Origin of the sequence: Psychrobacter sp. Ps3, assembly GCF_022129275.1 — a bacterium.
GTDB lineage: Bacteria > Pseudomonadota > Gammaproteobacteria > Pseudomonadales > Moraxellaceae > Psychrobacter > Psychrobacter submarinus.
Genome location: NZ_JADQAL010000010.1, coordinates 23879 through 47048, shown reverse-complemented (window position 1 = coordinate 47048; position 23170 = coordinate 23879). Strand labels below are relative to the sequence as shown.

Genomic DNA, 23170 nt, shown 5'->3' with positions numbered 1-23170 from the left:
ACCTACTGTCTATTATTTGCTATATATTCAATTCAGTTGTTGGCTACAAATGATTGTGCTTAGACTGGTTTTGATTTTTATGTCGTAAGCCAGCCTTTAGTTATCGATAGCATACCACCAAAAGACAGCGGTATGCTTCTAATACCTATTCATTGAACCAAGATTCCCGAGCTTTCATGATAAGCTTACCTGCGGTCTCGGAGTCTAAGCCTTCGATATCTTCGATATCAAATACAGCCTGCTCTGCCAAATCATCAACGGTGATGATGTCTTTTTGCGCCATTTTATAGGCCCAGCTGACAGTCATCCCTTCTAGATCTTGCAGCTCTTGACTAGGCTCTTTCATGTTTTGTTGTTTGACCAGCTCATCTGCGATGACGACTTCTTTAGCGCGCTCTTGAATCATGTCAATCGCTTCGTCATCTAACCCTTCAATATCATAAAAAGTCTCAACCGGTACATAAGCTACCTCTTCGATACTCGTAAAACCGATATCGACAAGGGCTTGCGCTAGGTCCTGATCAACCTCTAAGCGATCATAGAAAAGATCGATAAAGGCTTTGGTCTCATCTTGTTGACGCTGCTGATACTCTTCTTCTAGCATCATGTTGAGCTTATAGCCGGTTAATTCAGAAGCCAAGCGCACGTTTTGACCTTGTGAGCCAATAGCGCGGGCGAGCTGATCATTCGTGCTAAAAATGATATCAGCGGTCTTAGTATCTTCATCAAGGATAATACTGCTCACATCGGCAGGCTCTAAGGCGCTGATGATAAATTGTGCTGGATCGTCTGACCATACCACGACATCAATACGCTCACCATCAAGCTCTTGCTGCACCGCTTGGATACGAGTACCGCGCATACCGATACAAGCGCCGACCGGATCGATACGGTTGTCATTGGTCTTTACAGCTATTTTAGCACGAGTACCAGGCAGACGAGCGACATTACGAATCTCGATAATCTCTTCTGCGATCTCCGGCACTTCTTTTTGCATCAAGGCTGAGAGCATCTCAGGATGAGTACGCGACAATAATAACTGCGCGCCGCGGTTATCACGGTTGACATGATAAAGAATAGCGTTGATACGCGATTTGACGCGTAGCTGCTCACGGGGCAACATCTGATCACGTGATAGATAACCTTCAGCGTTATCACCTAAATCAATAATGTAGCCATCACGAGTTTGTTTTTTGACTTCACCATACATCATCTCGCCAATACGCGGCTCAAAAGCGTCCGCTACTAGCGCCCGCTCCGCTTCACGGATCTTTTGAATGATAACTTGCTTTGCCTGCGTAGCCGCGATACGACCAAATTCAATTGATTCTATCTGCTCTTCTTTTACATCGCCGATAGACCATTCGTCTTGATCAAGATCAGTAATAGCGAGCTGACACGCTGGCATCTCATGGTCTTCATCCGCCACTACTGTCCAATAGCGATAGGTATCATAATCACCAGTATCACGGTCAATGGCGACGCGAACCGCCACTTCAGGCTGCTCGGTGTAGACCTTCTTTTTTGTTGAGACTACTAAAGCATCTTCAATAGCTTCAAAGATATCTTCAGGATTTAAGCCCTTTTCATTACTGACGGTTTCTACTACCGTTAAAATTTCACGACTCATGCTATACCTGTCCTATCATCTTATAATTGGCTTAAATGTTGTTATCTGTTTGCTAATCTTAAGCATTAATCATCTTCATAAATTAAGTTAGCTTTGTCAATATTACTTAGTGCAATCTCAAAGCGCTCGCCATCGCTAGTGGTCAGCTGTAAAGAGGTATCGTCCATACTATCGAGCTTACCGGTGGCTTTACGGCGTTTTTTATCGCCTTGCCCGATCGCAGAGATCAAACGCAAACTTATCGTTTGGCCGATATATTCACGCATCTGCTCATCTGAGAAAAAAGCACGATCAAAACCAGGAGAAGACACTTCTAGTACAAATTCGCCAGCGATAGGATCATGTACTTCTAGTACACCGCTCACTTGATGATTGACCGCTGCGCAATCCTCAATAGTGACGTGTTTGTCCTGTTCTTGTTCTTCAGGCAACGCTTCAATGTAAATGCGCAATAAGGAGCGATTGCCTTGCGGCGTAAATTCAATACCCCATAGCGAGACATCACAAGCCTCCACAGCAGGCTCAATAATCGTAGTTAACTCTGCAACTTTGGTCGAAAGCTTCATAATCTATTTATATTTTCCTGTTCACTTATCGGTAGTTTTAGTCACGACGCACTGATCACCATAGAGGCTGGTTGTCATACTCAATGCCGCTAGTACCTAGTGAATCATATTAGGGATTAAATTGTTATCTTCAAGGACAACATAGTAAAGAATAGAGCAGAAGATAGTATTGCTTACGAGTATCGTAACATAGCAATCAGCAAGGACTGGTAGCAAATGATGACAAGTATTTTGTGCTGTCATTTAGGATTAGAGTATCGAATTAACCCTATTCTTCTTAGCTAAAACGTATAGTAGATACTGACATTATACTGATAGTACTGCACTAATAATGCTGAGCCGCAGATACAAAAAAACCCACAAACATAATGGTGGGCTAATCGACACTGATATCTCAATACAACAGAATATTAGTGTACAAACATCAGTATTAAAAAGTGGTAGCGGGGGCTGGATTTGAACCAACGACCTTCGGGTTATGAGCCCGACGAGCTACCAGACTGCTCCACCCCGCAACAATTTAGAATGCATATTATAGGGAAGGTTTATCACCTTGTCAATCTTTATCTGAAATAAACTTCAAATCAAAGATTGCTATAACGACATTGCCTTAACACAACTAAAGTACAAACTACTTACTTAATTGGTGCGATTGGGGGGATTTGAACCCCCACGGCTTGCGCCACCACCCCCTCAAGATGGCGTGTCTACCAATTCCACCACAATCGCTTATCGCTAACCGTCTACTGGTATAAATAACGGCTATCGTTTACTGCTATAACCTTCTATCTTATTTACTTATTAATAATAAGTGCCATGCTTGAGGTTGGCATCACTAAGATAAAACATCGTAAAAACAGGCAAGCATTGTAAAACTAACCCTTACAAATAGCAAGGCCTGCGTATAAAAATAACTACTGCTGAGGATTTTGCGTCAATGGACGCGGGGTTTGCGGCGCTGAAACTGGCGCATCTAAACGAAACTGATCTTCCGCTTGTTCGCGAGCATGCACGGCTAATACCATACTAGTAATAAAAAATATCACCGTCAGTACCGCTGTCGCACGAGTCAAAAAGTTAGCGCTTCCTGCCGCGCCAAAAACCGTGCCAGAAGAGCCGGCACCGAAAGAAGCTCCAGCATCAGCCCCTTTGCCATGCTGTATCAAGATCAAGCCAATCATGGCAATGGCCACGATAATATGCAAGGCTAATATAAAAGTAAACATGGGGTCCTCTTCTGCCGCATAGTGACGACTGGTAAAAGTAGTGACGACTGGTAAATTACGAAGGCTATAAAACAAAGACTGTAAATAAGGCGCATTGTACACGATTACAAGGGCGGTGTTAAACCCACTTTCATCGACTGACAAGGCGTTTTGATACCAGTCAATCTGCGCCTGCCAATATATCGTCGTTCTCAAGCGCTATTTTTGCTATGCTCTTAGCCTTTAGCATTCAGCCTTTGGCGCGACTAAAAGCGTCGGCTATCGCTAAAAAACTATCGGCTTTTAATGAAGCGCCGCCTACTAACGCGCCATCTATCATAGCGCTTGCAGCAAAACTATCCGCATTATCAGCATTGACGCTACCGCCATATAGCACAGTGACCTCTGGAGACTTTGGCGCAAAACTGGCGATTTGTTGTTTGATATGCTGATGAGTCGCGCTGACCTCGCTCACCGTAGGTACTTTACCAGTGCCAATGGCCCAAACCGGCTCATAAGCGATGATCAAACGCTCAGCTAATGCTTGCGTCTGTACAGAGTCTGTTTGTAGCAAACTTTCGACAACGGTCAGCTGCTCATCAAGTACACTAATGGTTTGCTTGGCATCATACTCCTCTTGAGTCTCACCAATGCATAGCACTACCCCAAGGCCTTGAGCAAAAGCGCAGTTTAGTTTGGCTAGTAAGCTATCATTAGACTCGTGATGATATTGCCGACGCTCCGAATGACCCAAAAGCGTCCAACTCGCTCCAGCATCTGCGACTTGCTGCGCTGAGCAATCTCCCGTATAGGCGCCGACTGTAGCGCTATGCGCACTGATGTTCTGCGCGCTCACTTGGATAGATGCGTTTTGCAGGCGCGCGCTGACAGCAGCAAGATGCACACAGCTTGGCGCCACCATAAGATGACAATACGGGTTGTCGGCACCTCTGTCCTCAGACGCTACCAACAAATTATCTAGTAATGTATTGACGTCTTTGCTCGTTGCCGGATTTTGTTTCCAATTGCCAATTACCCAAGCCTGCATAACTCATCTACCTTGTGTCATCTGTCATTGCCAATATGGCTAGTCTGCGCGCCAGTATAACAAATATTTGGCGAGCGCTATAGTAGTCGCTTACGATGTATAAAGCGCTAGCACGAGCTATCGTAGCCCTCTTTTTTGATTACCTCATGAGTATAAGGGGTTGTCCCTATAAAAGGTTCAGATATGCTTATATCAGTATGAAGTCATTATGAAATAAACTCTATATTCTCTAGCGTCTGAAACAGTTCTGTTTTTTACGGTATTTTTGCCTATAATTAGGACGAGGTAATCGTTGACCCTAAATTCAAAACTTTATTCAAAACTTTTTGTATGGCTTATAAAAATGGCTAGTAAGTTTCGAAAGTTCTTGCTATCAGCTGAATCAGTTTTGTTATATCCGTTAAGGCTATCAAATGAATCCATGGCGTCAAATATTTAATACCTAAAATAATTTATGTTGGTTGTCACTTTCGGCAGCTGCCGCATCAAGGAGGGTTTATGTCTACCGCTGTCAGCAATTTTGGTAGTCTGGCGCAACAACTAATCAGTGCAGGTGTGGTTAGCGAAACGAATATGCAAACCGCGCAAACCGAGGCGCAGCAGCAGCAAATGGGGCTTGTGCCTTATTTAGTAGAGAATAAAATGGCTGATGCTTACGAGTTGGCTAATCTGTTGTCAAAGTCGTTTGGTGACCCTTTATTTGATCTTAATGCCCTAGAAGCAGACATCGTGCCAAAAGATTTGGTCGATGAGAATATCCTGCGTAAGTTTAACGCCCTACCTATCTTCAAACGCGGACAGCAGCTGTTTGTCGCGCTAAGCGACCCCACACGTATCGACGCTATTGATGCTATAGCGTTTAACTCTCGCCTGTCAGTCGCCACCGTGATCGTAGAAGAGGACAAACTCAAACAGCGCATTGAGACCATATATGCTGACACGATGCAGAGCTTTAGTGGCTTTGCAGATAGCGATCTTAATGTCGATTTTGAAGAGAGTAACGAGGATGAGGATGGCGAGACTCAGCTCAATACTAGCGTCGATGAAGCGCCAGTCGTCAAATTCATCAATAAAATGCTAGTCGATGCCATCCGTATGGGCGCCTCCGACTTGCATTTTGAGCCTTATGAAAAAAGCTATAGAGTGCGCTTTCGGGTCGATGGAGTGATGCAAAAGATGGCCAATCCGCCTGTGCAACTTGCCAGCAAGATTGCGGCGCGTCTAAAGGTCATGTCACAAATGGACATCTCTGAGCGCCGTGTGCCACAAGATGGCCGTATCAAGCTAAAGATCTCTAAAAGCCGAGCCATTGATTTTCGGGTAAGCTCCTTACCAACGCTGTTTGGTGAAAAGCTTGTTTTACGTATTTTGGATCCTTCATCAGCGATGATGGGTATTGAGGCGCTAGGTTATGAGCCAGATCAAAAGGAGATGTTCTTAGAAGCGCTTAATAAGCCGCAAGGCATGATACTGATCACCGGTCCGACAGGGTCAGGTAAAACGGTATCGCTCTATACCGGTATCAATATCCTAAATACCGGCGAGACCAACATCTCAACCGCTGAAGATCCAGTCGAGATCAACCTTGAAGGTATCAATCAGGTCAACGTCAATCAAAAGGTCGGCCTCACTTTTGCCACTGCGTTAAAGTCATTCTTGCGTCAAGATCCAGACATCGTTATGGTTGGTGAAATTCGAGACTTAGAGACCGCTGAGATTGCTATCAAAGCAGCGCAAACCGGTCACTTGGTACTCTCCACTTTGCATACCAACTCCGCCCCTGAGACCTTAACGCGTCTAAAAAATATGGGTGTAGCTTCTTTTAATATTGCCACTTCAGTCAACTTAGTCATAGCCCAGCGACTCGCGCGGCGCTTATGTGGAAGCTGCAAAAAGCCTATCGATGTTCCGCGTCAAAGCCTGCTGGAGATTGGCTTTACCAATAATGATTTGGACAACCCCAATCATATTATTTATGGGCCGGTCGGCTGCAATGAATGCCGTGAAGGCTATAAAGGTCGCGTCGGTATCTATGAGGTCATGAAAGTGAATCCGGAGATCTCACGCATCATTATGGAGGATGGCAACGCTATCGATATTAAGGATGCCGCGCTTAGAACCGGCTTTCGTGACTTGCGGCGTTCCGGTATTATGAAAGTGCTACAGGGCACAACCACTATTCAAGAAATGCTGCGTGTTACTTCTGAATAAAAACGTAGTAGTAAGTAAAAAAGTGGTGAGTCAAAGACTGAGCGCATTTTGTAGGCCGATAGCGAAATAAAATGAGCACTCACTACAAGGGTCATTTTATTATAAAATAGGCTTTGGTCTTGCTCATTTATGTCCTGTTAAGTTCATGTCTTGTTAGACGATAGCGATAGCTTACAAAGATTGATAGCGGTAAACTGACTCATTGTAAGACTTGCTGGTTTTAAGGCTCAATAGCGACCACAACTGAGTCGCTATTTAAGCACAAAGAACGTCGATGGCTAACTTATATGGCTTATTACATGGCTTAGACTGTTAGACTGCCCCAGTCAGATAGATTTTTAGGAGAGACACATGGCTAAAGCGAAAACGGATATGCTGCTAGATTTCGTCTATGACGGGGTCAATCGCCGTGGACAAAAGGTCAAAGGCGAGACGACTAGTCGAAGCTTAGAGCTGGCCAAAGCAACTTTGCGTAAGCAAGGTATCGTAGTCAAAGGCATCAAGAAAAAGCCAAAAGCTTTATTTACTTTCAAAAAAGCCATCAAGCCTATCGATATTGCTATCTTTTCGCGGCAGCTAGCAACCATGATTAAGGCCGGTATTCCTTTAACACAGTCGTTTGAGATTGTCGCGGACTCGCTAGATAACCCAAGTATGAAAGACTTGGTGTTATCGATTAAAGCCGATATCGAAGCCGGTGGCACCTTTGCTGCTGCCCTACGTAAACATCCCCGCTACTTCGATGACCTGTTTTGCTCGCTCGTAGAATCTGGTGAGCAATCAGGGGCGCTTGAGACGATGCTTGAGCGCGTCGCTACCTATAAAGAAAAAAGCGAAATACTTAAATCAAAAATCAAAAAAGCCATGAAATATCCGATCGCTGTTATTGTGGTCGCGGTTATTGTGACGATGATTTTGCTGATTAAAGTGGTGCCGGTCTTCTCAGATTTGTTTAGCTCTTTTGGCGCAGAACTTCCTGCCTTCACCCAAATGGTCGTTGGCATGTCTGAATGGATGCAGTCTTGGTGGTTTGTACTAATTGTCATCATTGGTGCTGCTATTATTGGATTTTCTGAAGCGAAAAAAAGATCAAAAAAATTCCGCGATTTCTTAGATCGTTTGACGCTAAGACTGCCTATCTTTGGTAACATCGCTTATCAAGCGATTATTGCTCGTTTCTCTCGTACCTTATCGACGACTTTCGCCGCCGGTGTACCGCTAATCGATGCTCTAGACTCAACCGCTGGCGCGACGAATAACGTGGTGTACTACAATGCTACTCAGCAAATCAAAAACGACGTGGCAACCGGTCAGCAGCTGCAGTTTTCGATGCGCTCAACCAACTTATTCCCTAGTATGGCGATTCAGATGGTCGGTATTGGTGAGGAGTCGGGAAGTTTGGAGGAGATGCTCGATAAAGTAGCTAGCCACTATGAAAGTGAAGTTGATAATGCAGTCGATGGTCTTACCAGTCTGATGGAGCCACTGATTATGGCGGTGCTTGGCGTATTAGTAGGTGGCCTTGTCATTGCTATGTATTTACCGATTTTCCAGATGGGTTCTGTGGTAGGTTAAAACCGTCACCCAAAGCAACCCTTTAAAGGCCAGTGTTGATGCAATTGCTAGAATTATTACAAAATAATATGAGCGCGGCGCTCATAGTGTTTGGGTTATTAGGCCTGTGTGTAGGCAGTTTTTTGAATGTTGTGATTCATCGTATGCCGCTGATGATGTTTTATTCTTGGCGACAAGAGTGCAGTGAATTTATGTCGCAGCAGCCAGATATCATGCCTGAGCAGTCGGCGGTTTTGGCGCAAGCAGTGGCAAACGATACGCCTATTACTCTCAGTCGCCCTGCGTCGCGCTGTCCGCACTGTGCTCATAAGATTAAGTGGTATGAGAACATACCGCTAGTCAGCTGGCTGGCGCTGCGCGGCCGTTGCTCTGAGTGTCAAGCGAGTATTGGCGTGCGCTACCCTGTTGTGGAGCTAGTAACTGCCCTGCTCTCTGCACTCGTTATTTATCATTTTGGCGTGTCAGCTACTGGCCTATCCGCACTGATACTGGTCTGGACGCTAATTGCGCTAACGGGGATAGACTTCGATACCCAATTGCTGCCTGATAGGCTGACTTTTCCCTTAGCAGGACTGGGACTTGCGGTGAACTCGCAAGGCTGGTTTGTGAGTTCACCGCAATCGATTTGGGGCTTATTACTTGGGTTTTTATCATTGTGGATAGTGGTGAAAGTCTTTTATCTCATCACCAAAAAGCATGGCATGGGTCAAGGCGACTTTAAGCTGCTAGCAGTACTTGGCGCTTGGCTTGGGCCCATGATGCTGCCTTTAATTATTCTCTTATCTTCTTTATTGGGTTCCATCGTTGGTATTATCTTGATGAAAAAGCAAGGTGAAAGTAAGCCTTTCGCTTTTGGACCTTATATTGCTGTTGCCGGCATTATCGCTTTATTATATGGAGCGGACATCATCAACTGGTATTTGGGCATGTACGCCTGATGGCGTGCGCTAGGCTTACAAGACAGTAAAGCAATGTCTACATCCTTACTCGTTATAACCGTTAAGATTATAATCTCATCATGCTCTTGCTTGGATATTATCTTCAATGATATTCGCGCTTTTTTATTCTATTGGCTAAATTAAGTTACTTTTATGACTATCAATGACCGCTCCTTCTCGCAACCCGCTCACGACTCTGCTGCTCGCCCGCAGACTATAAATAAGCGTAAAAATAATAAACTAGTCATCGGTTTGACCGGTGGTATAGGCAGTGGGAAATCCGCGACTAGCGATTGGTTTGCAGCGAAAGGGATAGATATCATCGACGCAGATGTCATCGCGCATGAGGTAGTCGCTAAAGGTAGCGCTACTCTACGTAAGATTCAAAAAAAATTCGGCGATTGGGTTATTAATGGAAAAGGAGAGATGGATCGCGCAGCCGTGCGAACGCATGTCTTTACTCACCCTGAAGCGCTCATTGAGCTTGAATCGATTACCCATCCGGCGATAAGAGAGGCGGCAAAAGAGCAGCTGGCCGCTAGTACTTCTGAGTATATCATCCTATCAGCGCCGCTACTGATAGAAGCCGCTGAAGCGGGTCTGGCTAATCTATGTCAGCGCATTTTAGTCGTTGATGCAAGCGAGGGCACGCAACTTGAACGCGCAAGCTTAAGAGACGCGCAAAGTGTGCCGAAGATTAAGGCCATTATGGCCAATCAGCTCAGCCGTGAAGCGCGCAATAGTCATGCTGATGATGTCGTCGTTAATGATGGTGATATCGCTGCGCTACATTTGCAGCTTGAGCCTCTGCATCAGACCTATCTTGCCCTAGCCCAGCAGCTTAAGTAGTGCGCTGCCGGTTGATCTCGTATAACGCCATACCAGTCGCTACGCTGACATTCAGGCTTTGCAAATTACCATGCGCGTTGCCTGACATTGGGATATAGACCAGCTCATCACAGCTCTCTAGCGTCAGCCTGCGCATACCTTCCCCTTCAGAGCCCATAATCAGTGCCGTCTTACCGGTCATATCCGCTTCATGTATCGGTTTTGCGGTCTCATCTAGGGCTGTGCCAAAGACAAAAACACCAGCACTTTTAATCTGAGCAAGCATACGCGCCAAATTGGTCACGCTGATAATCGGCATCATCTCAGCGGCGCCAACAGAGACTTTAGCTACCGTTGGGGTTAGGCTTGCGGCATGATGCTTAGGACAAACCACCGCATCCACGCCCATCGCCACTGCAGTACGCAAACAAGCGCCAAAGTTATGAGCGTCGGTGATCTGATCGAGCACCAGTAATAAGCAGCTTTCCTGCGCTATTACAGTATCTAACACCGCTTCATCAGCAAAAGCCAACGGTCTTGCATGCAAGACGACACCTTGATGCTGCGGGCTACCACACAACTGCGTGAGCTTATCTTTTTGTGTGGGCTGAATGCTAACGCCATTATCTTGCGCGCTTACCATGATAGCGGCAACATGGCTATCGCTTTCGCGGCCTTGCTGCACGAATAGACTTAAGGCATCTAGCGGACGATGCTCTAAGAGGGCATCGATAGCATGAATACCATAAAAGTAGTTGGGCTTTGCCATAATTGAACCTGTTGAATAATATCACTAATAAATGAGTCTGGCTCTCAAGCGCTTAGTAACGCTTTGTTTGCCAATAACCAAAATAAAAAAAGACAGATAAAACCTTGCTGATTTTATATGCCTTTTCTTATGCACGGGTTTTTATGTACTGATTTTTTCTACTAAAAGTAAGTCATTGAATTAATTTATTAAGCTAATTTATTAGACTTTATTAGACTAAGTCACTGTGAAGGTAAGTCACTGAACCAAGTGAATTGAGCCTTGTTCTAAACCCTGCCACTTTTTCAATGACTTCACGCTTATGAGAACCCCTACCCTTCTAAATGACAGACGTACTGTACAATCTCTTCGGTACGCAAATTAAAGCTGCTATTGCCTTCTACTACAAAAGACTGGCCAGCACGGTAGTAGCTAAAGTCTTCGTCACCATTGATTTTGACTTCGCACTCACCGCTGATGATTTCGATACGCTCAGAGGTATTAGTGCTGAAGTGGTACTGTTCAACGCTACTGTCGCAGGGAAGGATAACCCCTAAGGTCTTATGTTGACCACTCTCAAACATGATAGTGTGACTAGAACACCGTCCATCATAGGATATGGTGGCCTGAGCATTGACGGTTACATTGGTAAACTTTGCCGCTGACATAGGGGCTTCCTTATCAAATAATTATTGCTAAACTAAAAAATAAGTGCTTCATCAAAATATTAATAGACTGACGATGACTAGTGCCTGCTTTACCAAATCGCAAAGGCCATGAACACAGCCTAGCAACAGGACAACACTGCTAGACGACCACTCTAAATGGCAATGATAAACGACGATGCACTTTAGTGCTCAGTGTTACCATTTTTATAGTTTGATAGTTGTGATTCGGTATGACTATTAATAAACTATTATTAAAGTGTACGTTTGTATTTTGATGAGATAATGCTACCACATTATTTCTATAAAGTTTGTTAAAGCGGCAATGAAATCTCGTTAATTTATTCAAACCCTTGCTCTTTGTAGAGTCTAAGCTTGCGACTATACAGGCACTACCTTAATATCATCTTTAAGAATAAAAAAGTCGCTAGTCAGCGCTAGAGTATTGTAAAATAAGCAAAAATTATTATAGTCGCTAAAGGCCCAAGACGGTATCCTAACAATAGGCAAACGCCTTCATAAAATTGTATCTATTTGCTGATATCGGCTTATATTCCCCTATAATAATGCTCTTTGTCATCGAACTAACGACTGCGTTAGTATGCTAACGAAGAGGTATTATTCGCGAGCTACGCTCTTTATTATTGTCTGCCATGAGAGGCTTTGATGCTATTATCATTAACCTTGTACCAGTTTGCGCTAATCGCTGAGCATGAGCTAAGCGTTGCCGAAGGCTTCAATGTTATCACTGGTGAAACGGGTGCGGGTAAATCTCTACTGCTCGACGCGCTATCTTTGTGTATAGGCGAGCGCGCGGATAGCTCGATGGTGCGCCATGGCGCGCCGCACGCGGATATCTATGCGCAGTTCGATGTGACTCATAATAGCCTCGTTAGCGACTGGTTTGCGGCAGGCGGGCGCGAATTGGCTGAGCCTGAAGTACTCATTCGCCGCCAGCTGAGTAACAATGGCCGCTCAAAAGCTTGGCTCAATGGCGCGCCTGTAAGCTTAGCGGAGCTCAAAAGCTTAGGCGTATTATTAGTAAATATCCATAGCCAGCACGCCCAGCAAGCGCTATTAAAACCTCAGTTTGTGGTGCAGTGGTTAGATGCAATGGCACAAACCACCTCACTGGCTGAACAGACTGCGACTAGCTATCAGTATTATCAGCAGCTCAAGCGCCGCGCTGATGAGATTGCTAGCCGCGCCGCCCAGCGTCAAGACCGCATTCAGTTGCTGCAAAGTCAACTGGCCGATATCGCGCCCCTACTCGCCGTTGATTATAGTGAAATCGAAGCCGAGCACGAAGAGCTGTCAAACATCGAAGCGCTGATGTCAGAGGCCAGTCACGGTCTACATCTACTCGATAATGATAGTGATGAGCCTGATGTGATGACTTTGCTTGGTCAAGCGATTAAGCTGTGTGACAATCAGCTCGGTGTCAGTCAGACTTTTGAGCAAGCCTCTGAGCAGCTGCATCTAGCGCAGCAGCAAATCACGGAAGTCACCGCGATGCTGACGGACTACGCTGAGCAGCAACTGCCCGATCCTGAGCGCCTGCAGACTTTAGATAGTCTAATCAGCCTCGGTCATCGTCTATCTCGTAAACATAGCTTGCCTGCTAGTGATTTAATCAATGAAGCTCATGAGTGGCAACAGCAACTAGAGCAGCTAGAAAACGAGCCGACAAGCGATGCGTTAGCCGCGCAAATTTTAGAGGCTTGGCAAGAGTACCTCACTAATGCTAAAGCCCTACATAAAGCACGGACCCAAGCTGCGCCTACTATCTGCGCGCAGCTAGTGACGCAGCTGCAGCCGTTAGCACTGCCTAATGCGCGCTGCGAGTTTATGTTTACTAAAAAACCAACTGAATCCGCTTACAATGCGCAAGGCTGCTACGATATCGAGCTCCTGTTTAGCGCTAACGTCGGTATGCCGATGCAGCCCTTACATAAGATTGCCTCAGGTGGTGAGCTGTCGCGAATGGCGCTTGTGATGCAAGTGCTGCAAGCGACCAGTAGCGATAATAATGCCGCCAAACCTATGCTGGTCTTTGATGAAGTCGATGTCGGTATCAGCGGCGGTACCGCGCAAGTGGTCGGTGAGTTACTACGTAGCCTCGGGCAGACTCAGCAACTACTCGCCATTACCCACCAAGCGCAAGTGGCGGCGCAAGCACACCAGCATATCTTGGTACAAAAGCATCATCACGAGCAGACCCAAAGCGAGCTTGTCATCTTGACCGGTAGCGCGCAAGTCGATGAGCTGGCGAGAATGTCAGGTGGGGTCACCATCACTGAGGTCACCCGCGATCACGCGCGCAGCTTACTAACTGACGTCAAATAGCGGCTTTGAGACCGCTAGCGTTTACCTAAAAACCCTTATTGATTTTCGCGTTAACATCGCCATATAGTAGTGTCTACCCTTTTATGTTGTCCTTGTATTTATGTCTACTACAAATTTGACTCATCACTTTTTGATTGCGGCCCCTGAGCTGCCAGACCCAAGGTTTGAGCAGGCGCTGATCTATATCTGTCGCCATGATAAGCATGGGGCGCTCGGATTGATGGTCAATCGTCCCCTAAAAAAAGCCAACGTAGGCAAGCTTCTAGAGGACTTAAACATCGAAGTTACCGACCCACAAGTGATGGAAGACTTAGCACTTGAGGGCGGCCCTATGTACCCTGAGGTTGGCTTTGTACTGCATACCGGCCAGCCGCAGTGGGCGTCCTCTTTTGCCATATCAGAGAATGTTTGTATTACCACCAGCCAAGATGTACTCAAGCGTATCGCTGTCGGTCAAGGCGTCGGCCATTATCAGCTGTGTTTGGGTCACGCCAGCTGGGGCAAAAAACAATTGGAAGATGAGCTCAATAATGGCGACTGGCTCGTCTGCCCCGCCGATCTTAATATTTTGTTTGATGCGCCTTTTGATGCGCGTTGGCAGCTAGCGGCTGATAAGCTTGGGGTAAACTTTGATTATCTAAGTAGTGATATTGGTCATGCGTGATCAGTTAAAAACGCTCTTATTAGGGTAGATTGCTTATTAGGGTAGATAGTATGACAATTAATGAACATAAACCTCTGGCTGTAGAGAATGCAAACGCTGACAGCAGCAACTCGCTGGCAGCCTTAGATGTGCAACCAAAAGCGCATCTTGTTTTAAGCTTAGATTACGGCGTAAAAAAGATGGGCATGGCACTAGGCAATAGTATCACCCAAACCGCGCGCGCCTTTGATATCTTGGCCATGAATAACGGTCAGCCGGATTGGGATAATTTGATAGGCATCATCAAGACTTGGGGTGTCACTCAAGTCATCATCGGTCTACCGCTGAATATGGATGGTAGTCGCTCGATGCTCTCACGCCGCGCGCATAAGTTCGCTCGCCGTTTGGCGCATAGACTGATGGAGCAGCACATGCCGGTCGTGGTGAGTCTGTGCGATGAGCGTCTAACGTCAGTAGAAGCACGCGCTATAGCGTGGGAGAACGGCTGGATCGACCACGAGCGCGACGCTATCGATGACATCTCAGCTTGTATTTTGCTCTCGACTTATTTTGCCGATCCTAGCAGCGCAATAGCTATCGATAGTATCAAACCCGATTAATACACGCCTTTTTTACCTTAATAGATAAGCAACTGACCTTATGAGCATTGAGCCCAAGCAAGCCAACACTTATGGCATACCGCCGCTAGCTATCGCCCGTATCAAAGGCGCACAGCAAGCCAATAAAATCGCTATTTATATGATTTACGCGGCGCTGGTCGCTTTTGTGGTCTTTGGCACTATTGCTAGTATCAAAGTCTTTCATGACAATCAGTTGCTGTATCGCTTGTTTTATAATTTACCGTTTATATTGATAGCTTTGACCATTCCTATCACCCTGTATGATGCGTTTATTATCTACCGCTATCGCCTCAGTCAATCGTCAATGGTAATTATGACTATTGGGGTTTCGACGGTTATATTACTCGGTGGTTTATTATTCGCCGATACCGCTTGGTTAGGATTGGCTTCTTGGCTTGGAGTGGCGTTTTTATTCAAAGTCAGCTTTAAGCGTTTCTTTGACTTTTTGCAAGCTGAAGAAGAAACCGAAACGCTTGAGCAAAGCTAATTTTGACTTCAAAAAATGTCGCAATACTTTTTATAAATTAGATAGCTTAAACCCTCTTTAACCTTTTTATGACTAAAAAATCACTATGACGACTCCTATTACGCCTACGCCCATTAATCACCATCTCGACACTCAAGGGCTGATATGCCCTGAGCCGGTCATGATGCTGCACCGCACCATACGCAAAGCCGATAGCGGTGATGTCATCGAAATACTCGCCACTGATCCGGCAACAACGCGCGATATTCCTAACTTTTGTCGGCACTTGGGTCATGAGTTTTTGAGTCAAGAAACCTTAGCCGAAGACATAAACTTAGAAGTGGATCCTGATGAAATCACTATCGATAGCGATAATGATGCGCCAACCAGCGCCACCCTATATCGCTACTTGGTAAAGAAAAAAAGCGCTTAGTTAAGATCAGCGGGAGTCATAAGCACTATTAAAAGCCCCATCATAAGTACTATCAAACGCGCAAAACTGAGGTCGTTTAACTAAAGCCACCTAAAAACATCATTCATTAGTAAAAGGTACATCATGTGTTACTAACCGAAAAAAAATATGTAGAGTGGCACGAGAACGACACCTCACACCTGGCTCGTTGGCTGTCGGCTAGCGATCATCCTGCGCCTAGGCGAATAGTCATCGTCGATGACCAAACCACTGCCGATGAGGCTTATCGATTAGCCTGCGCTGGTACGTCTATGCTCTATCGCGGCGACTTTCATAATGCGCGGCAACTATTGCAGGCCATCACTCGGCGCATTGAGCGTACTGAAAATAATTCTGCCAAACGCAAGTCAAGAAAAGCTGCTAATAAAGCCAAAAACTCAACTGAATCAGACTCCCAAACCCTACCAAATCTCTTTCACCAGCAGCGTCAAATGACCGCCCAGCGCTCGCGTATCTTAAGTCGCTTACTATTAGAGCTAGATGCTAATTATGTCAGCTCGTTACGCCGTGCGCCTGATATGAGTAATGCTTGCTTAGCCGCTTTTGGCCCACTGGATAAAGAGGATGAGTCATGTGTGCTGTCATTTCGCGACTTGCAAGGCGCATTAGGAGCAGCTGGCTGGCGCGAAAAAGGCGTAGTGATCAAAGCGCTCGGCTTATCTATATATCCACACTACGGGGTATTTGCGCCGACTCGTCATGAGTACGTGCCACTATTGCTCGATGCGCCTTTGCCCAAAGCTTACGATGTCGCTTATGATATAGGTACCGGCACCGGCTTGCTGGCTATTATCTTAGCAAAGCGCGGTATCAAACAGATCATAGCGACGGATGTAAACCCACGTGCGCTAACCTGTGCCCAAGATAACTTCGAGCGCCAAGGGCTAGCTCATGTACACTTGCAACAAGTCGATCTATTCCCAACCGACGCGCCACTCGCCAATCTAATTGTCTGCAATCCGCCTTGGTTACCAGCTAAACCGACCTCACCACTAGAGTATTCGGTCTACGATGCTAACAGCGCAATGTTAAAAGGGTTTTTGCAGGGCGCAAAATCGCACTTAGCTCAGCATGGCGAGATTTGGCTCATTCTGTCAGACTTAGCCGAGCACTTACAGCTACGTAGTCGTGATGAGTTATTGGGGTGGATTGCAGATGCTGGCTTAGCAGTGAAATATCGTCTCGATACTCAGCCCAAGCACGGTCGTAGTCAGGATAAGTCTGACCCTTTATACACAGCGCGTAGTAGTGAAATTACTTCGCTATGGTGTTTGCAAAGTGTTTAGTATTTTATTATCGAGTACCCTTCTATGAGCCGTGACCGCGCCGTACAACAACGTCAGCCCAAAGCGCTTGCCGTCGATGACGAGCCAGCTTACCTGACGGAGTTTCGTCAAGCGATGCTCGCACGCGGCTTAGCGACTCGTACGCGTAACGCTTATGTCCGCGACTTGCGAAGCTGTGAGCTGACTCATCACAAAGCACTGACCCAGTGGCAAGCCGATGAGGTGCTGCACTGCTTATCACAGCTTGCAGCCGAGGGTAAAACGCCGCGTACGCAAGCGCGAATGCTCTCAAGTCTGCGCCAATTCTACTTGTGGATGATCGCCAGTAATCTACGCGAAGACAACCCTTGCGAGCGTATCAAAAGCCCTAAGCTGGGACGACCGCTGCCCAAAGATTTAGCGGAAGCGGACGTCGATAACCTGCTTGCCGCGCCTGATACTAGCACCGCACTCGGTCTACGCGACAAAGCCATGCTAGAGGTGCTCTATGCGTGTGGTCTACGCGTTAGTGAGCTGATTAATCTTGCGCTTGAGCAAGTCAATCTCAACGCCGGCTGGCTACAAATCACCGGTAAAGGCAATAAGACCCGTCTCGTACCGCTAGGCGAATATGCAGCGGACGCGCTGGAAGATTATTTGAGTCATGGTCGCGGCGAGCTGGTCGCTCATCTAAAATCAGGTAACTGCCAAGCGGTGTTTTTGACCGCGCAAGGCGGCTATATGACTAGGCAGAACTTTTGGTACTTGCTCAAGAAGTACGCCAAAGTCGCTAGCATTGATAAAGAGCTCTCCCCGCATACGCTACGCCACGCCTTCGCTACTCATTTGCTCAATCATGGCGCGGATCTGCGTAGCGTACAATTGTTATTAGGCCATAGTGATTTATCGACGACGCAGATTTATACTCATGTGGCGACAGCAAGATTGCAAAAACTGCATGCGCAGCACCATCCACGCGGCTAGAGTATTGAAGAGAGGGTAAAAGCTTGGTGTAGGATGGGTTAGACTTAACAAATTCTCGAAGAGAATGCGGTTAAAACGTAACCCACCTTTCTTATAACTGTATTCTAAACTTGGTGGGTTACGCTGTTGCCCACCCTACTCGCTAATTTACTTTTATATAGAAAAATAATTTTAGTGTATTAGCTTAACTCACGTATTCGCTAGGCTAAAAGCCCAGCCTACAAAGACTTACCCATTATTCGAAAACACCCTACCTGAGATAAAACAAACCCATTCTTCATTATCCTAACTGGAACAAATAATGTCATACGCGCAATCCTCTACCCTGCCTGTGCTAACAAAGTCGCAAAACTCTATACTTAAGAACCTAACTATTTTAGGTTATTTAGAAGGCACGTCTTTTTTATTATTACTAGGCATCGCCATGCCGCTAAAATATATGTTTGGCATTCCTGAGGCAGTGAAATATATTGGCATGGCGCATGGCGTATTATTTATCGCTTATATCTTGATGTTGCTGTTTGCGGCGAGCAAAATTAAAATGCCGCTTTGGGCACTACCTGCTGGGGTTCTCGGCTCGTTTTTACCTTTTGGGCCTTTTGTGTTTGATCATGTTTTAAAGAAAAGGTTGGGATGGTAGTTTGTAGGGTGGGTTAGTTTTGTCAAGCTCTTAAAGAGCGCAGTCAAGACGTAACCCACCTTTTTGATTGTTTTGGATTTGGTGGGTTACGCATTCGCTAACCCACTCTACGTGTTATAGCAGTAGCGTTTTTAAAGAAAGCATAACCCTAACTACGTTTAATAGTAGCAAGAACATGGTGTTACCGCTAGCCCTGATAGTAGCGGTATCCTGTCGCAGACGCTGGCAATGCGGACTGTGGCTAGGGATGGTCTCGAGGTAACAGGAACAGCGCTAGACACGATAGTCCGCACGCCAGTGGCAAGGTAGATACAAGCGGATAGCAGGATAAGCTCCTCATGCTTATGCCATACATACCTCTCTCGTTTAACGCTTCCTAACTGAAAACAGACACCGTTATCGCTACACTCTTTATAATGAATTTAGAGATTATAATAAATTTAGAGAATGTAGCATTTAAGGACAGGGAGTGAGTTATGTTTGGCTTCGATATTGATATGGATTTGATGAAGTATCATTTCTTTCAATTAGGGATTGCTTTTATCTTATCCTTACCGGTTGCGCTGAATCGGGAGATGAAAGACAGCGGCGCAGGCCTGCGCACCTTTCCCTTAGTCACTGTCGCCTCTTGTGCCTTTATGCTTGTCGGCCGCGACATCTATTCAGAAGGCGATGCCGAGGCGCGTATCATGTATGGCATTATTACAGGTATGGGTTTTATCGGTGGTGGCGCTATTTTTAAGAGTAGCGGCAGTGTCAAAGGAACAGCGACGGCAGCAGGACTATGGAACACAGGCGCTATCGGTATCTCAGTTGCGTATAGTCGTTATGAGATTGCGATTATTTTGTCGGTGGTGAGCTTTTTGATATTGCAGTTCTCTGAGCCGTTCAAGTCCAGTGATCATCAAAAATAATGCACGCGCTGCGCAATCGGCGCTGAAATTTATCGCGGTTGCCGTTACAATACTCGTCATATCGTGCGTACTTTATCTTGAGTAAGATACTGATAGCGCACTACCCTTTTTATAACCCTATACGAGAATGTTATGAGTCATCAGCCCCCTGCAGAGTTATTAGAAAAAGCCAAACACTGGCGCGAAGATATACATTTTACGGATGACGTACTAGGTAAGCCTTTTGATTTTGTGACGACTTGGGGTATATTTTCGCCGCAAAAGCTCGATGATGGTAGCTTGATGCTACTCGATCACGTCGATTTTCAGGCTGATGATGACTCGATAGATCTAGGCTGTGGCTACGGCGTGCTTGGCATGACTGCGGCGCGCGAGTGCCCGAATGGTCAGCATACGCTGATTGATAAGGATTTTATGGCGGTGGAGTATGCGCGGCGTAACTGCGAAAAAAACGCTCTTAGCAATGTCGATGTGCATTTATCAAACGGCTTTAACCAAGTGGCGGCGGACAAAAACTTTAGCCTCGTCATGTCAAACTTACCGGCCAAGGTCGGTAAAGAGCAGCATTATCTGTACTTCCTCGATGCTTATGCGCGGATGCGTCAGGGCGGGCGTTTTTATGTGGTGACGATCAATGGCCTACGTCAGTTTATGAAGCGCTCATTTACCGAGGTGTTCGGTAATAGCGATAAGGTCAAGCAAGGCAAGACTTATACCATTACTATGGCGGTGAAAGAATAGTTTTTACGCTTAATAGAAATAAACCGCACTCAGTAAAATCCCGCTAAAACGAGACAGTATTAGCGGGATTTTGCTTTGAGTGGTTCATTTCGCCGGCTACATAGGCCAGCTACATTTGCCGCTTTAGTAAATAGCCTCCAAGCACCGCACTAGCAATAACTGGCAGTAGCACCATTAAAAATGGCGAAAACCCTGTGGCTAACGACACAAATCCAACTAAGTCTTGAATATAGCTAAACAGTAGCCCGAACAGCAAGGCAACAACGATACGTAGACCTAAGCTATGAGTGCGCAGTGAGCCAAAGACAAAGGAGCACGCGACGATCACCAGCGATAATATTGACAGCGGAGATAGCAGTTTTTGCCAAAACGCCAGCTCGTGAGTCAATGACCGCTTACCCTGCTGCTGCATAAACTGACGATGTGCGTATAGCTGGGTCAAGGACAAATCTTCGGCATCGCGGGTCAGCAGATACACCGATTCAGGCGCAAAAGGTAGACTCAAGGTATCTGTAGTAGCGAGCTGTTGACTGCTTTGAAAGCCTTGATTGATCGTCAGCCTCGTTATGTTATTGAGTTGCCAGTCATAGCGATACTGCTCGTCTTTATTATCGCTTGTGCGCCCAATCAGCTGACGTCCTGTATACTGGCCGCCTTCAGCACGGATAGCGGTTTGTAGGTTGCCATTCTTATCCAAATGCCAACGCTTGACCTCACCGATATTGCCTTGTACATCCGCATAATCAATGTAGAGAATGTCACTGCCATTCGCTTGCAGTGTTGTCTCATCGTCTGCGCTGTTTACGTTTACACTACTAAAACTTGGCTGCATGGTCCAGTAGCCGCGCACTGAGGTAATCAGCGCGCTGCTGTCGTCATCATTAATCTCATCGGCCAGTTGGTTGCTCGTAGGTAATACAAACTGGTTAATAGACAACGCTAAGATGACGAATAATAAAGCCGGCTGGAGTACCCAGCCCACGATACGATAGACGCTGACGCCTGAGGCGCGCATGACCACAAGCTCGCTCTTATTAGCCAATAGTCCAAGACCCACCACAGCGCCAAGCAGCGCGCCCGTCGGAATGAACTGCTCTAAAAAGTAAGGCGAGCGATAAAAGATATATTTGAGCGCCTCGCCCATCGTATAGCTATCGCTGAGCGAATCAAGCTCAGACAAGTAAGAAAATAACACCTGTAAGCCCCATAGCCCAAGTACCGCGGCGATAATCGCTAGCAAAGCGTTAAGCTTGACGTAACGGCCGAGCACTTTTAGTCGACTGGGCGGCTTTGCCAATGACAAGCCTTTATTTTTTGCGGCAAACAGTGAGGAGCGCATTATGAGGCTCCTGTATTTGAGTCATTTATAGAACCTAAATCGTCGTGCTTATCTTCGCTCAACCGAAAGCGCAGTCGTTGCTGGATACGGCTGCCCCAATTCATATAAAGTGCTAACACCATAAACCCTACTATCAACCAAGCATAAGACCAAACGCTCACATTGCCTTTAGCGACGGCGTTTTTTAAAGAGATGATACCGAGCGCACAACTCACAAAGAGTAAGATGGCCGGAAATAATCGTAGCCAGCGTCCTTGACGCGGACGTACTTGCGCGAGCGGTACCGCAAGCATAGGCGCGATAATCATCAGCCAAGGCAGTGCTAAGCGGTAGCCAAGCTCGCCTTGGGCGGCGAGCCTAGCCTCGCTAGTACTGAACGCCATACTGCCTGTTGCCGCTTGCCATAAGGGACCGATCGCCTGTGTTTCGATATTGTCTTCGCTGACGACCTCTTCTTCGGACTCTGTCAAAGTAATACGGTAGCGATCAAAGCCGATCTGATTGTATTTTAGGCTACCAGCGCCGACTTCATAACGCCGTCCCTGAAACAGATCCAATTGAGTAACGCCGCCGGCAATGCTCTCTACTTGTTCTGCGCGGCGAGCCAAGGTAATCGTGTCTTTACTCGCAGCCCGATTGGCGCTATCAATCAGCTCTTTTGGTAAATCCTCAATAGGCAAGCGCTCAACCAATTCGGACTCTTGGGGTGTCTGAGCTGACACACTTTGAGCGCCATTATTGGCAGGTTTTGCCGATTGTGTTTTGGGCTGTGTTTGAATCAGCACCACATCTTGCAGCTGGGTTTTATCGTCGCTCAGACTGCCCACATACAGATGATAATTACCGCTACTGATAAACTCTTTCGGGCGGATTAAATCAAAAGCACTAGTCAAAGCTTGCTGCTGCCAAATCGTCTCTGAGGAGCGCACTCCCCAAGGCTTGCCGACTATAGACAAAGCCGCCTCACCCACAAACAACGCCAAAATCAGTGGTGTTATCAGCCGAGCTAACTTCCCGCGTGAGACGCCGCTGGCATTAATCACCGCCATTTCTTGATCCACATAAAGCCTACCAAAAACGAGCATCAAACCGATAAAAAACGCCAAAGGTAAAATAAGCTCTAAAAAGTAAGGCAGATTATAGCCAATAATGGTGAATAATAAGCTGATATCTAAGTTGCCTTCAGCGGCAATCCCAAAATAACGTATCAGACGGCCACCGAGCATCATCACTACCAAAAACCCCAATACCAAAGCGGTCGTTGAGGCAACTTGACGGGTCATGTAGCGGCGTAATATCACAATT

At 46.3% G+C, this 23170-nt stretch carries 22 protein-coding genes and 2 tRNA genes; 14 read left to right on the top strand and 10 right to left on the bottom strand.

Annotated elements, in window-relative coordinates; genetic code table 11:
• Window positions 1–145: 145 nt before the first annotated feature.
• From nusA to tpiA, 6 genes are all read right to left on the bottom strand, one after another.
• Window positions 146–1630: a transcription termination factor NusA gene (gene nusA, locus I3248_RS05035; RefSeq protein ID WP_025645458.1), complete on the bottom strand. Its 1485-nt coding sequence runs from the start codon at window positions 1628–1630 to the stop codon at window positions 146–148.
• Window positions 1631–1695: 65 nt separating this feature from the next.
• Window positions 1696–2196 carry a ribosome maturation factor RimP gene (gene rimP, locus I3248_RS05030; RefSeq protein WP_238062768.1) on the bottom strand — a complete coding sequence of 167 codons (501 nt, stop codon included), beginning with the start codon at window positions 2194–2196 and terminating at the stop codon, window positions 1696–1698.
• Window positions 2197–2634: 438 nt separating this feature from the next.
• A tRNA-Met gene (locus tag I3248_RS05025) sits at window positions 2635–2711 on the bottom strand.
• 129 nt (window positions 2712–2840) lie between these two features.
• Window positions 2841–2925 (bottom strand) — tRNA-Leu (locus I3248_RS05020).
• 185 nt (window positions 2926–3110) lie between these two features.
• On the bottom strand, window positions 3111–3422 hold the full coding sequence (gene secG, locus I3248_RS05015; RefSeq protein WP_201557472.1) for a preprotein translocase subunit SecG: 312 nt from the start codon (window positions 3420–3422) through the stop codon (window positions 3111–3113).
• Between the two features lie 229 nt (window positions 3423–3651).
• Complete coding sequence (tpiA, locus tag I3248_RS05010) at window positions 3652–4449, bottom strand: triose-phosphate isomerase (RefSeq protein ID WP_238062767.1); 798 nt, start codon at window positions 4447–4449, stop codon at window positions 3652–3654.
• A gap of 498 nt (window positions 4450–4947) precedes the next feature.
• Here tpiA and pilB point away from each other — a divergent pair, with 498 nt between their 5' ends.
• From pilB to coaE, 4 genes are all read left to right on the top strand, one after another.
• Entirely contained in the window at window positions 4948–6660 is a 1713-nt protein-coding gene (pilB, locus tag I3248_RS05005) for a type IV-A pilus assembly ATPase PilB (protein ID WP_238062766.1), read from the top strand.
• Between the two features lie 351 nt (window positions 6661–7011).
• Window positions 7012–8235 carry a type II secretion system F family protein gene (locus I3248_RS05000; protein WP_201611077.1) on the top strand — a complete coding sequence of 408 codons (1224 nt, stop codon included), beginning with the start codon at window positions 7012–7014 and terminating at the stop codon, window positions 8233–8235.
• A 38-nt stretch (window positions 8236–8273) separates the two neighbouring features.
• On the top strand, window positions 8274–9173 hold the full coding sequence (locus I3248_RS04995; protein ID WP_238062765.1) for an A24 family peptidase: 900 nt from the start codon (window positions 8274–8276) through the stop codon (window positions 9171–9173).
• Between the two features lie 153 nt (window positions 9174–9326).
• Entirely contained in the window at window positions 9327–10022 is a 696-nt protein-coding gene (gene coaE / locus I3248_RS04990; RefSeq protein ID WP_238062764.1) for a dephospho-CoA kinase, read from the top strand.
• Here the strand turns inward: coaE and rlmB are convergent.
• Together rlmB and I3248_RS04980 are read right to left on the bottom strand one after the other, a co-directional pair.
• Complete coding sequence (gene rlmB / locus I3248_RS04985; protein ID WP_238062762.1) at window positions 10015–10770, bottom strand: 23S rRNA (guanosine(2251)-2'-O)-methyltransferase RlmB; 756 nt, start codon at window positions 10768–10770, stop codon at window positions 10015–10017. The two genes, coaE and rlmB, sit on opposite strands and share 8 nt — an antisense overlap.
• Window positions 10771–11081: 311 nt before the next feature.
• Window positions 11082–11417, bottom strand: a complete 336-nt coding sequence (locus tag I3248_RS04980) for a pyrimidine/purine nucleoside phosphorylase (protein WP_025645440.1) — start codon at window positions 11415–11417, stop codon at window positions 11082–11084.
• A gap of 663 nt (window positions 11418–12080) precedes the next feature.
• Here I3248_RS04980 and recN point away from each other — a divergent pair.
• The 10 genes from recN (at window position 12081) to I3248_RS04930 (ending at window position 20526) form a co-directional block, all read left to right on the top strand.
• On the top strand, window positions 12081–13760 hold the full coding sequence (gene recN / locus I3248_RS04975; RefSeq protein WP_238062761.1) for a DNA repair protein RecN: 1680 nt from the start codon (window positions 12081–12083) through the stop codon (window positions 13758–13760).
• A 100-nt stretch (window positions 13761–13860) separates the two neighbouring features.
• Window positions 13861–14424, top strand: a complete 564-nt coding sequence (locus tag I3248_RS04970) for a YqgE/AlgH family protein (protein WP_201603816.1) — start codon at window positions 13861–13863, stop codon at window positions 14422–14424.
• Window positions 14425–14474: 50 nt separating this feature from the next.
• Window positions 14475–15023 (top strand): Holliday junction resolvase RuvX, encoded by a 549-nt coding sequence (ruvX, locus tag I3248_RS04965; protein WP_269117142.1) that lies wholly within the window; start codon window positions 14475–14477, stop codon window positions 15021–15023.
• A 40-nt stretch (window positions 15024–15063) separates the two neighbouring features.
• Entirely contained in the window at window positions 15064–15531 is a 468-nt protein-coding gene (locus tag I3248_RS04960) for a hypothetical protein (protein ID WP_025645434.1), read from the top strand.
• Between the two features lie 85 nt (window positions 15532–15616).
• A complete protein-coding gene (gene tusA, locus I3248_RS04955; protein WP_201603822.1) occupies window positions 15617–15943 on the top strand; it encodes a sulfurtransferase TusA in 327 nt (108 codons plus the stop codon).
• A 125-nt stretch (window positions 15944–16068) separates the two neighbouring features.
• Window positions 16069–17268, top strand: coding sequence for a class I SAM-dependent methyltransferase (locus I3248_RS04950; protein ID WP_238062760.1), 1200 nt, complete (start codon window positions 16069–16071; stop codon window positions 17266–17268).
• A 24-nt stretch (window positions 17269–17292) separates the two neighbouring features.
• Window positions 17293–18231 carry a site-specific tyrosine recombinase XerD gene (gene xerD / locus I3248_RS04945; RefSeq protein WP_238062758.1) on the top strand — a complete coding sequence of 313 codons (939 nt, stop codon included), beginning with the start codon at window positions 17293–17295 and terminating at the stop codon, window positions 18229–18231.
• Window positions 18232–18532: 301 nt separating this feature from the next.
• Window positions 18533–18871, top strand: coding sequence for a DUF3817 domain-containing protein (locus tag I3248_RS04940; RefSeq protein WP_238062757.1), 339 nt, complete (start codon window positions 18533–18535; stop codon window positions 18869–18871).
• Between the two features lie 476 nt (window positions 18872–19347).
• Window positions 19348–19785, top strand: coding sequence for an MgtC/SapB family protein (locus I3248_RS04935; RefSeq protein WP_238062756.1), 438 nt, complete (start codon window positions 19348–19350; stop codon window positions 19783–19785).
• Window positions 19786–19917: 132 nt separating this feature from the next.
• The gene (locus tag I3248_RS04930; RefSeq protein ID WP_238062755.1) at window positions 19918–20526 is read left to right on the top strand and encodes a methyltransferase; all 609 of its coding nucleotides are present in this window, start codon (window positions 19918–19920) and stop codon (window positions 20524–20526) included.
• A 109-nt stretch (window positions 20527–20635) separates the two neighbouring features.
• Here I3248_RS04930 and lptG read toward each other — a convergent pair whose 3' ends face one another.
• Together lptG and lptF are read right to left on the bottom strand one after the other, a co-directional pair.
• Window positions 20636–21865, bottom strand: a complete 1230-nt coding sequence (lptG, locus tag I3248_RS04925) for an LPS export ABC transporter permease LptG (protein WP_238062754.1) — start codon at window positions 21863–21865, stop codon at window positions 20636–20638.
• A complete protein-coding gene (gene lptF, locus I3248_RS04920; RefSeq protein ID WP_238062753.1) occupies window positions 21865–23148 on the bottom strand; it encodes an LPS export ABC transporter permease LptF in 1284 nt (427 codons plus the stop codon). Before lptF ends, lptG begins: the two co-directional genes overlap by 1 nt.
• Between the last annotated feature and the right edge of the window lie 22 nt (window positions 23149–23170).

Excerpts from the sequence above, each read along its gene's own strand:
- xerD (WP_238062758.1), top strand. The coding sequence starts at position 17,293 with ATGAGCCGTGACCGCGCCGTACAACAACGTCAGCCCAAAGCGCTTGCC.
- ruvX (WP_269117142.1), top strand. The coding sequence starts at position 14,475 with ATGACAATTAATGAACATAAACCTCTGGCTGTAGAGAATGCAAACGCT.
- tpiA (WP_238062767.1), bottom strand. The coding sequence starts at position 4,449 with ATGCAGGCTTGGGTAATTGGCAATTGGAAACAAAATCCGGCAACGAGC.
- coaE (WP_238062764.1), top strand. The coding sequence starts at position 9,327 with ATGACTATCAATGACCGCTCCTTCTCGCAACCCGCTCACGACTCTGCT.
- rimP (WP_238062768.1), bottom strand. The coding sequence starts at position 2,196 with ATGAAGCTTTCGACCAAAGTTGCAGAGTTAACTACGATTATTGAGCCT.
- rlmB (WP_238062762.1), bottom strand. The coding sequence starts at position 10,770 with ATGGCAAAGCCCAACTACTTTTATGGTATTCATGCTATCGATGCCCTC.
- I3248_RS04940 (WP_238062757.1), top strand. The coding sequence starts at position 18,533 with ATGTCATACGCGCAATCCTCTACCCTGCCTGTGCTAACAAAGTCGCAA.
- I3248_RS04930 (WP_238062755.1), top strand. The coding sequence starts at position 19,918 with ATGAGTCATCAGCCCCCTGCAGAGTTATTAGAAAAAGCCAAACACTGG.
- nusA (WP_025645458.1), bottom strand. The coding sequence starts at position 1,630 with ATGAGTCGTGAAATTTTAACGGTAGTAGAAACCGTCAGTAATGAAAAG.
- lptF (WP_238062753.1), bottom strand. The coding sequence starts at position 23,148 with ATGACCCGTCAAGTTGCCTCAACGACCGCTTTGGTATTGGGGTTTTTG.
- secG (WP_201557472.1), bottom strand. The coding sequence starts at position 3,422 with ATGTTTACTTTTATATTAGCCTTGCATATTATCGTGGCCATTGCCATG.
- I3248_RS04935 (WP_238062756.1), top strand. The coding sequence starts at position 19,348 with ATGTTTGGCTTCGATATTGATATGGATTTGATGAAGTATCATTTCTTT.
- tusA (WP_201603822.1), top strand. The coding sequence starts at position 15,617 with ATGACGACTCCTATTACGCCTACGCCCATTAATCACCATCTCGACACT.
- I3248_RS04980 (WP_025645440.1), bottom strand. The coding sequence starts at position 11,417 with ATGTCAGCGGCAAAGTTTACCAATGTAACCGTCAATGCTCAGGCCACC.
- I3248_RS04995 (WP_238062765.1), top strand. The coding sequence starts at position 8,274 with ATGCAATTGCTAGAATTATTACAAAATAATATGAGCGCGGCGCTCATA.
- I3248_RS04960 (WP_025645434.1), top strand. The coding sequence starts at position 15,064 with ATGAGCATTGAGCCCAAGCAAGCCAACACTTATGGCATACCGCCGCTA.
- lptG (WP_238062754.1), bottom strand. The coding sequence starts at position 21,865 with ATGCGCTCCTCACTGTTTGCCGCAAAAAATAAAGGCTTGTCATTGGCA.
- recN (WP_238062761.1), top strand. The coding sequence starts at position 12,081 with ATGCTATTATCATTAACCTTGTACCAGTTTGCGCTAATCGCTGAGCAT.
- I3248_RS05000 (WP_201611077.1), top strand. The coding sequence starts at position 7,012 with ATGGCTAAAGCGAAAACGGATATGCTGCTAGATTTCGTCTATGACGGG.
- I3248_RS04970 (WP_201603816.1), top strand. The coding sequence starts at position 13,861 with ATGTCTACTACAAATTTGACTCATCACTTTTTGATTGCGGCCCCTGAG.
- pilB (WP_238062766.1), top strand. The coding sequence starts at position 4,948 with ATGTCTACCGCTGTCAGCAATTTTGGTAGTCTGGCGCAACAACTAATC.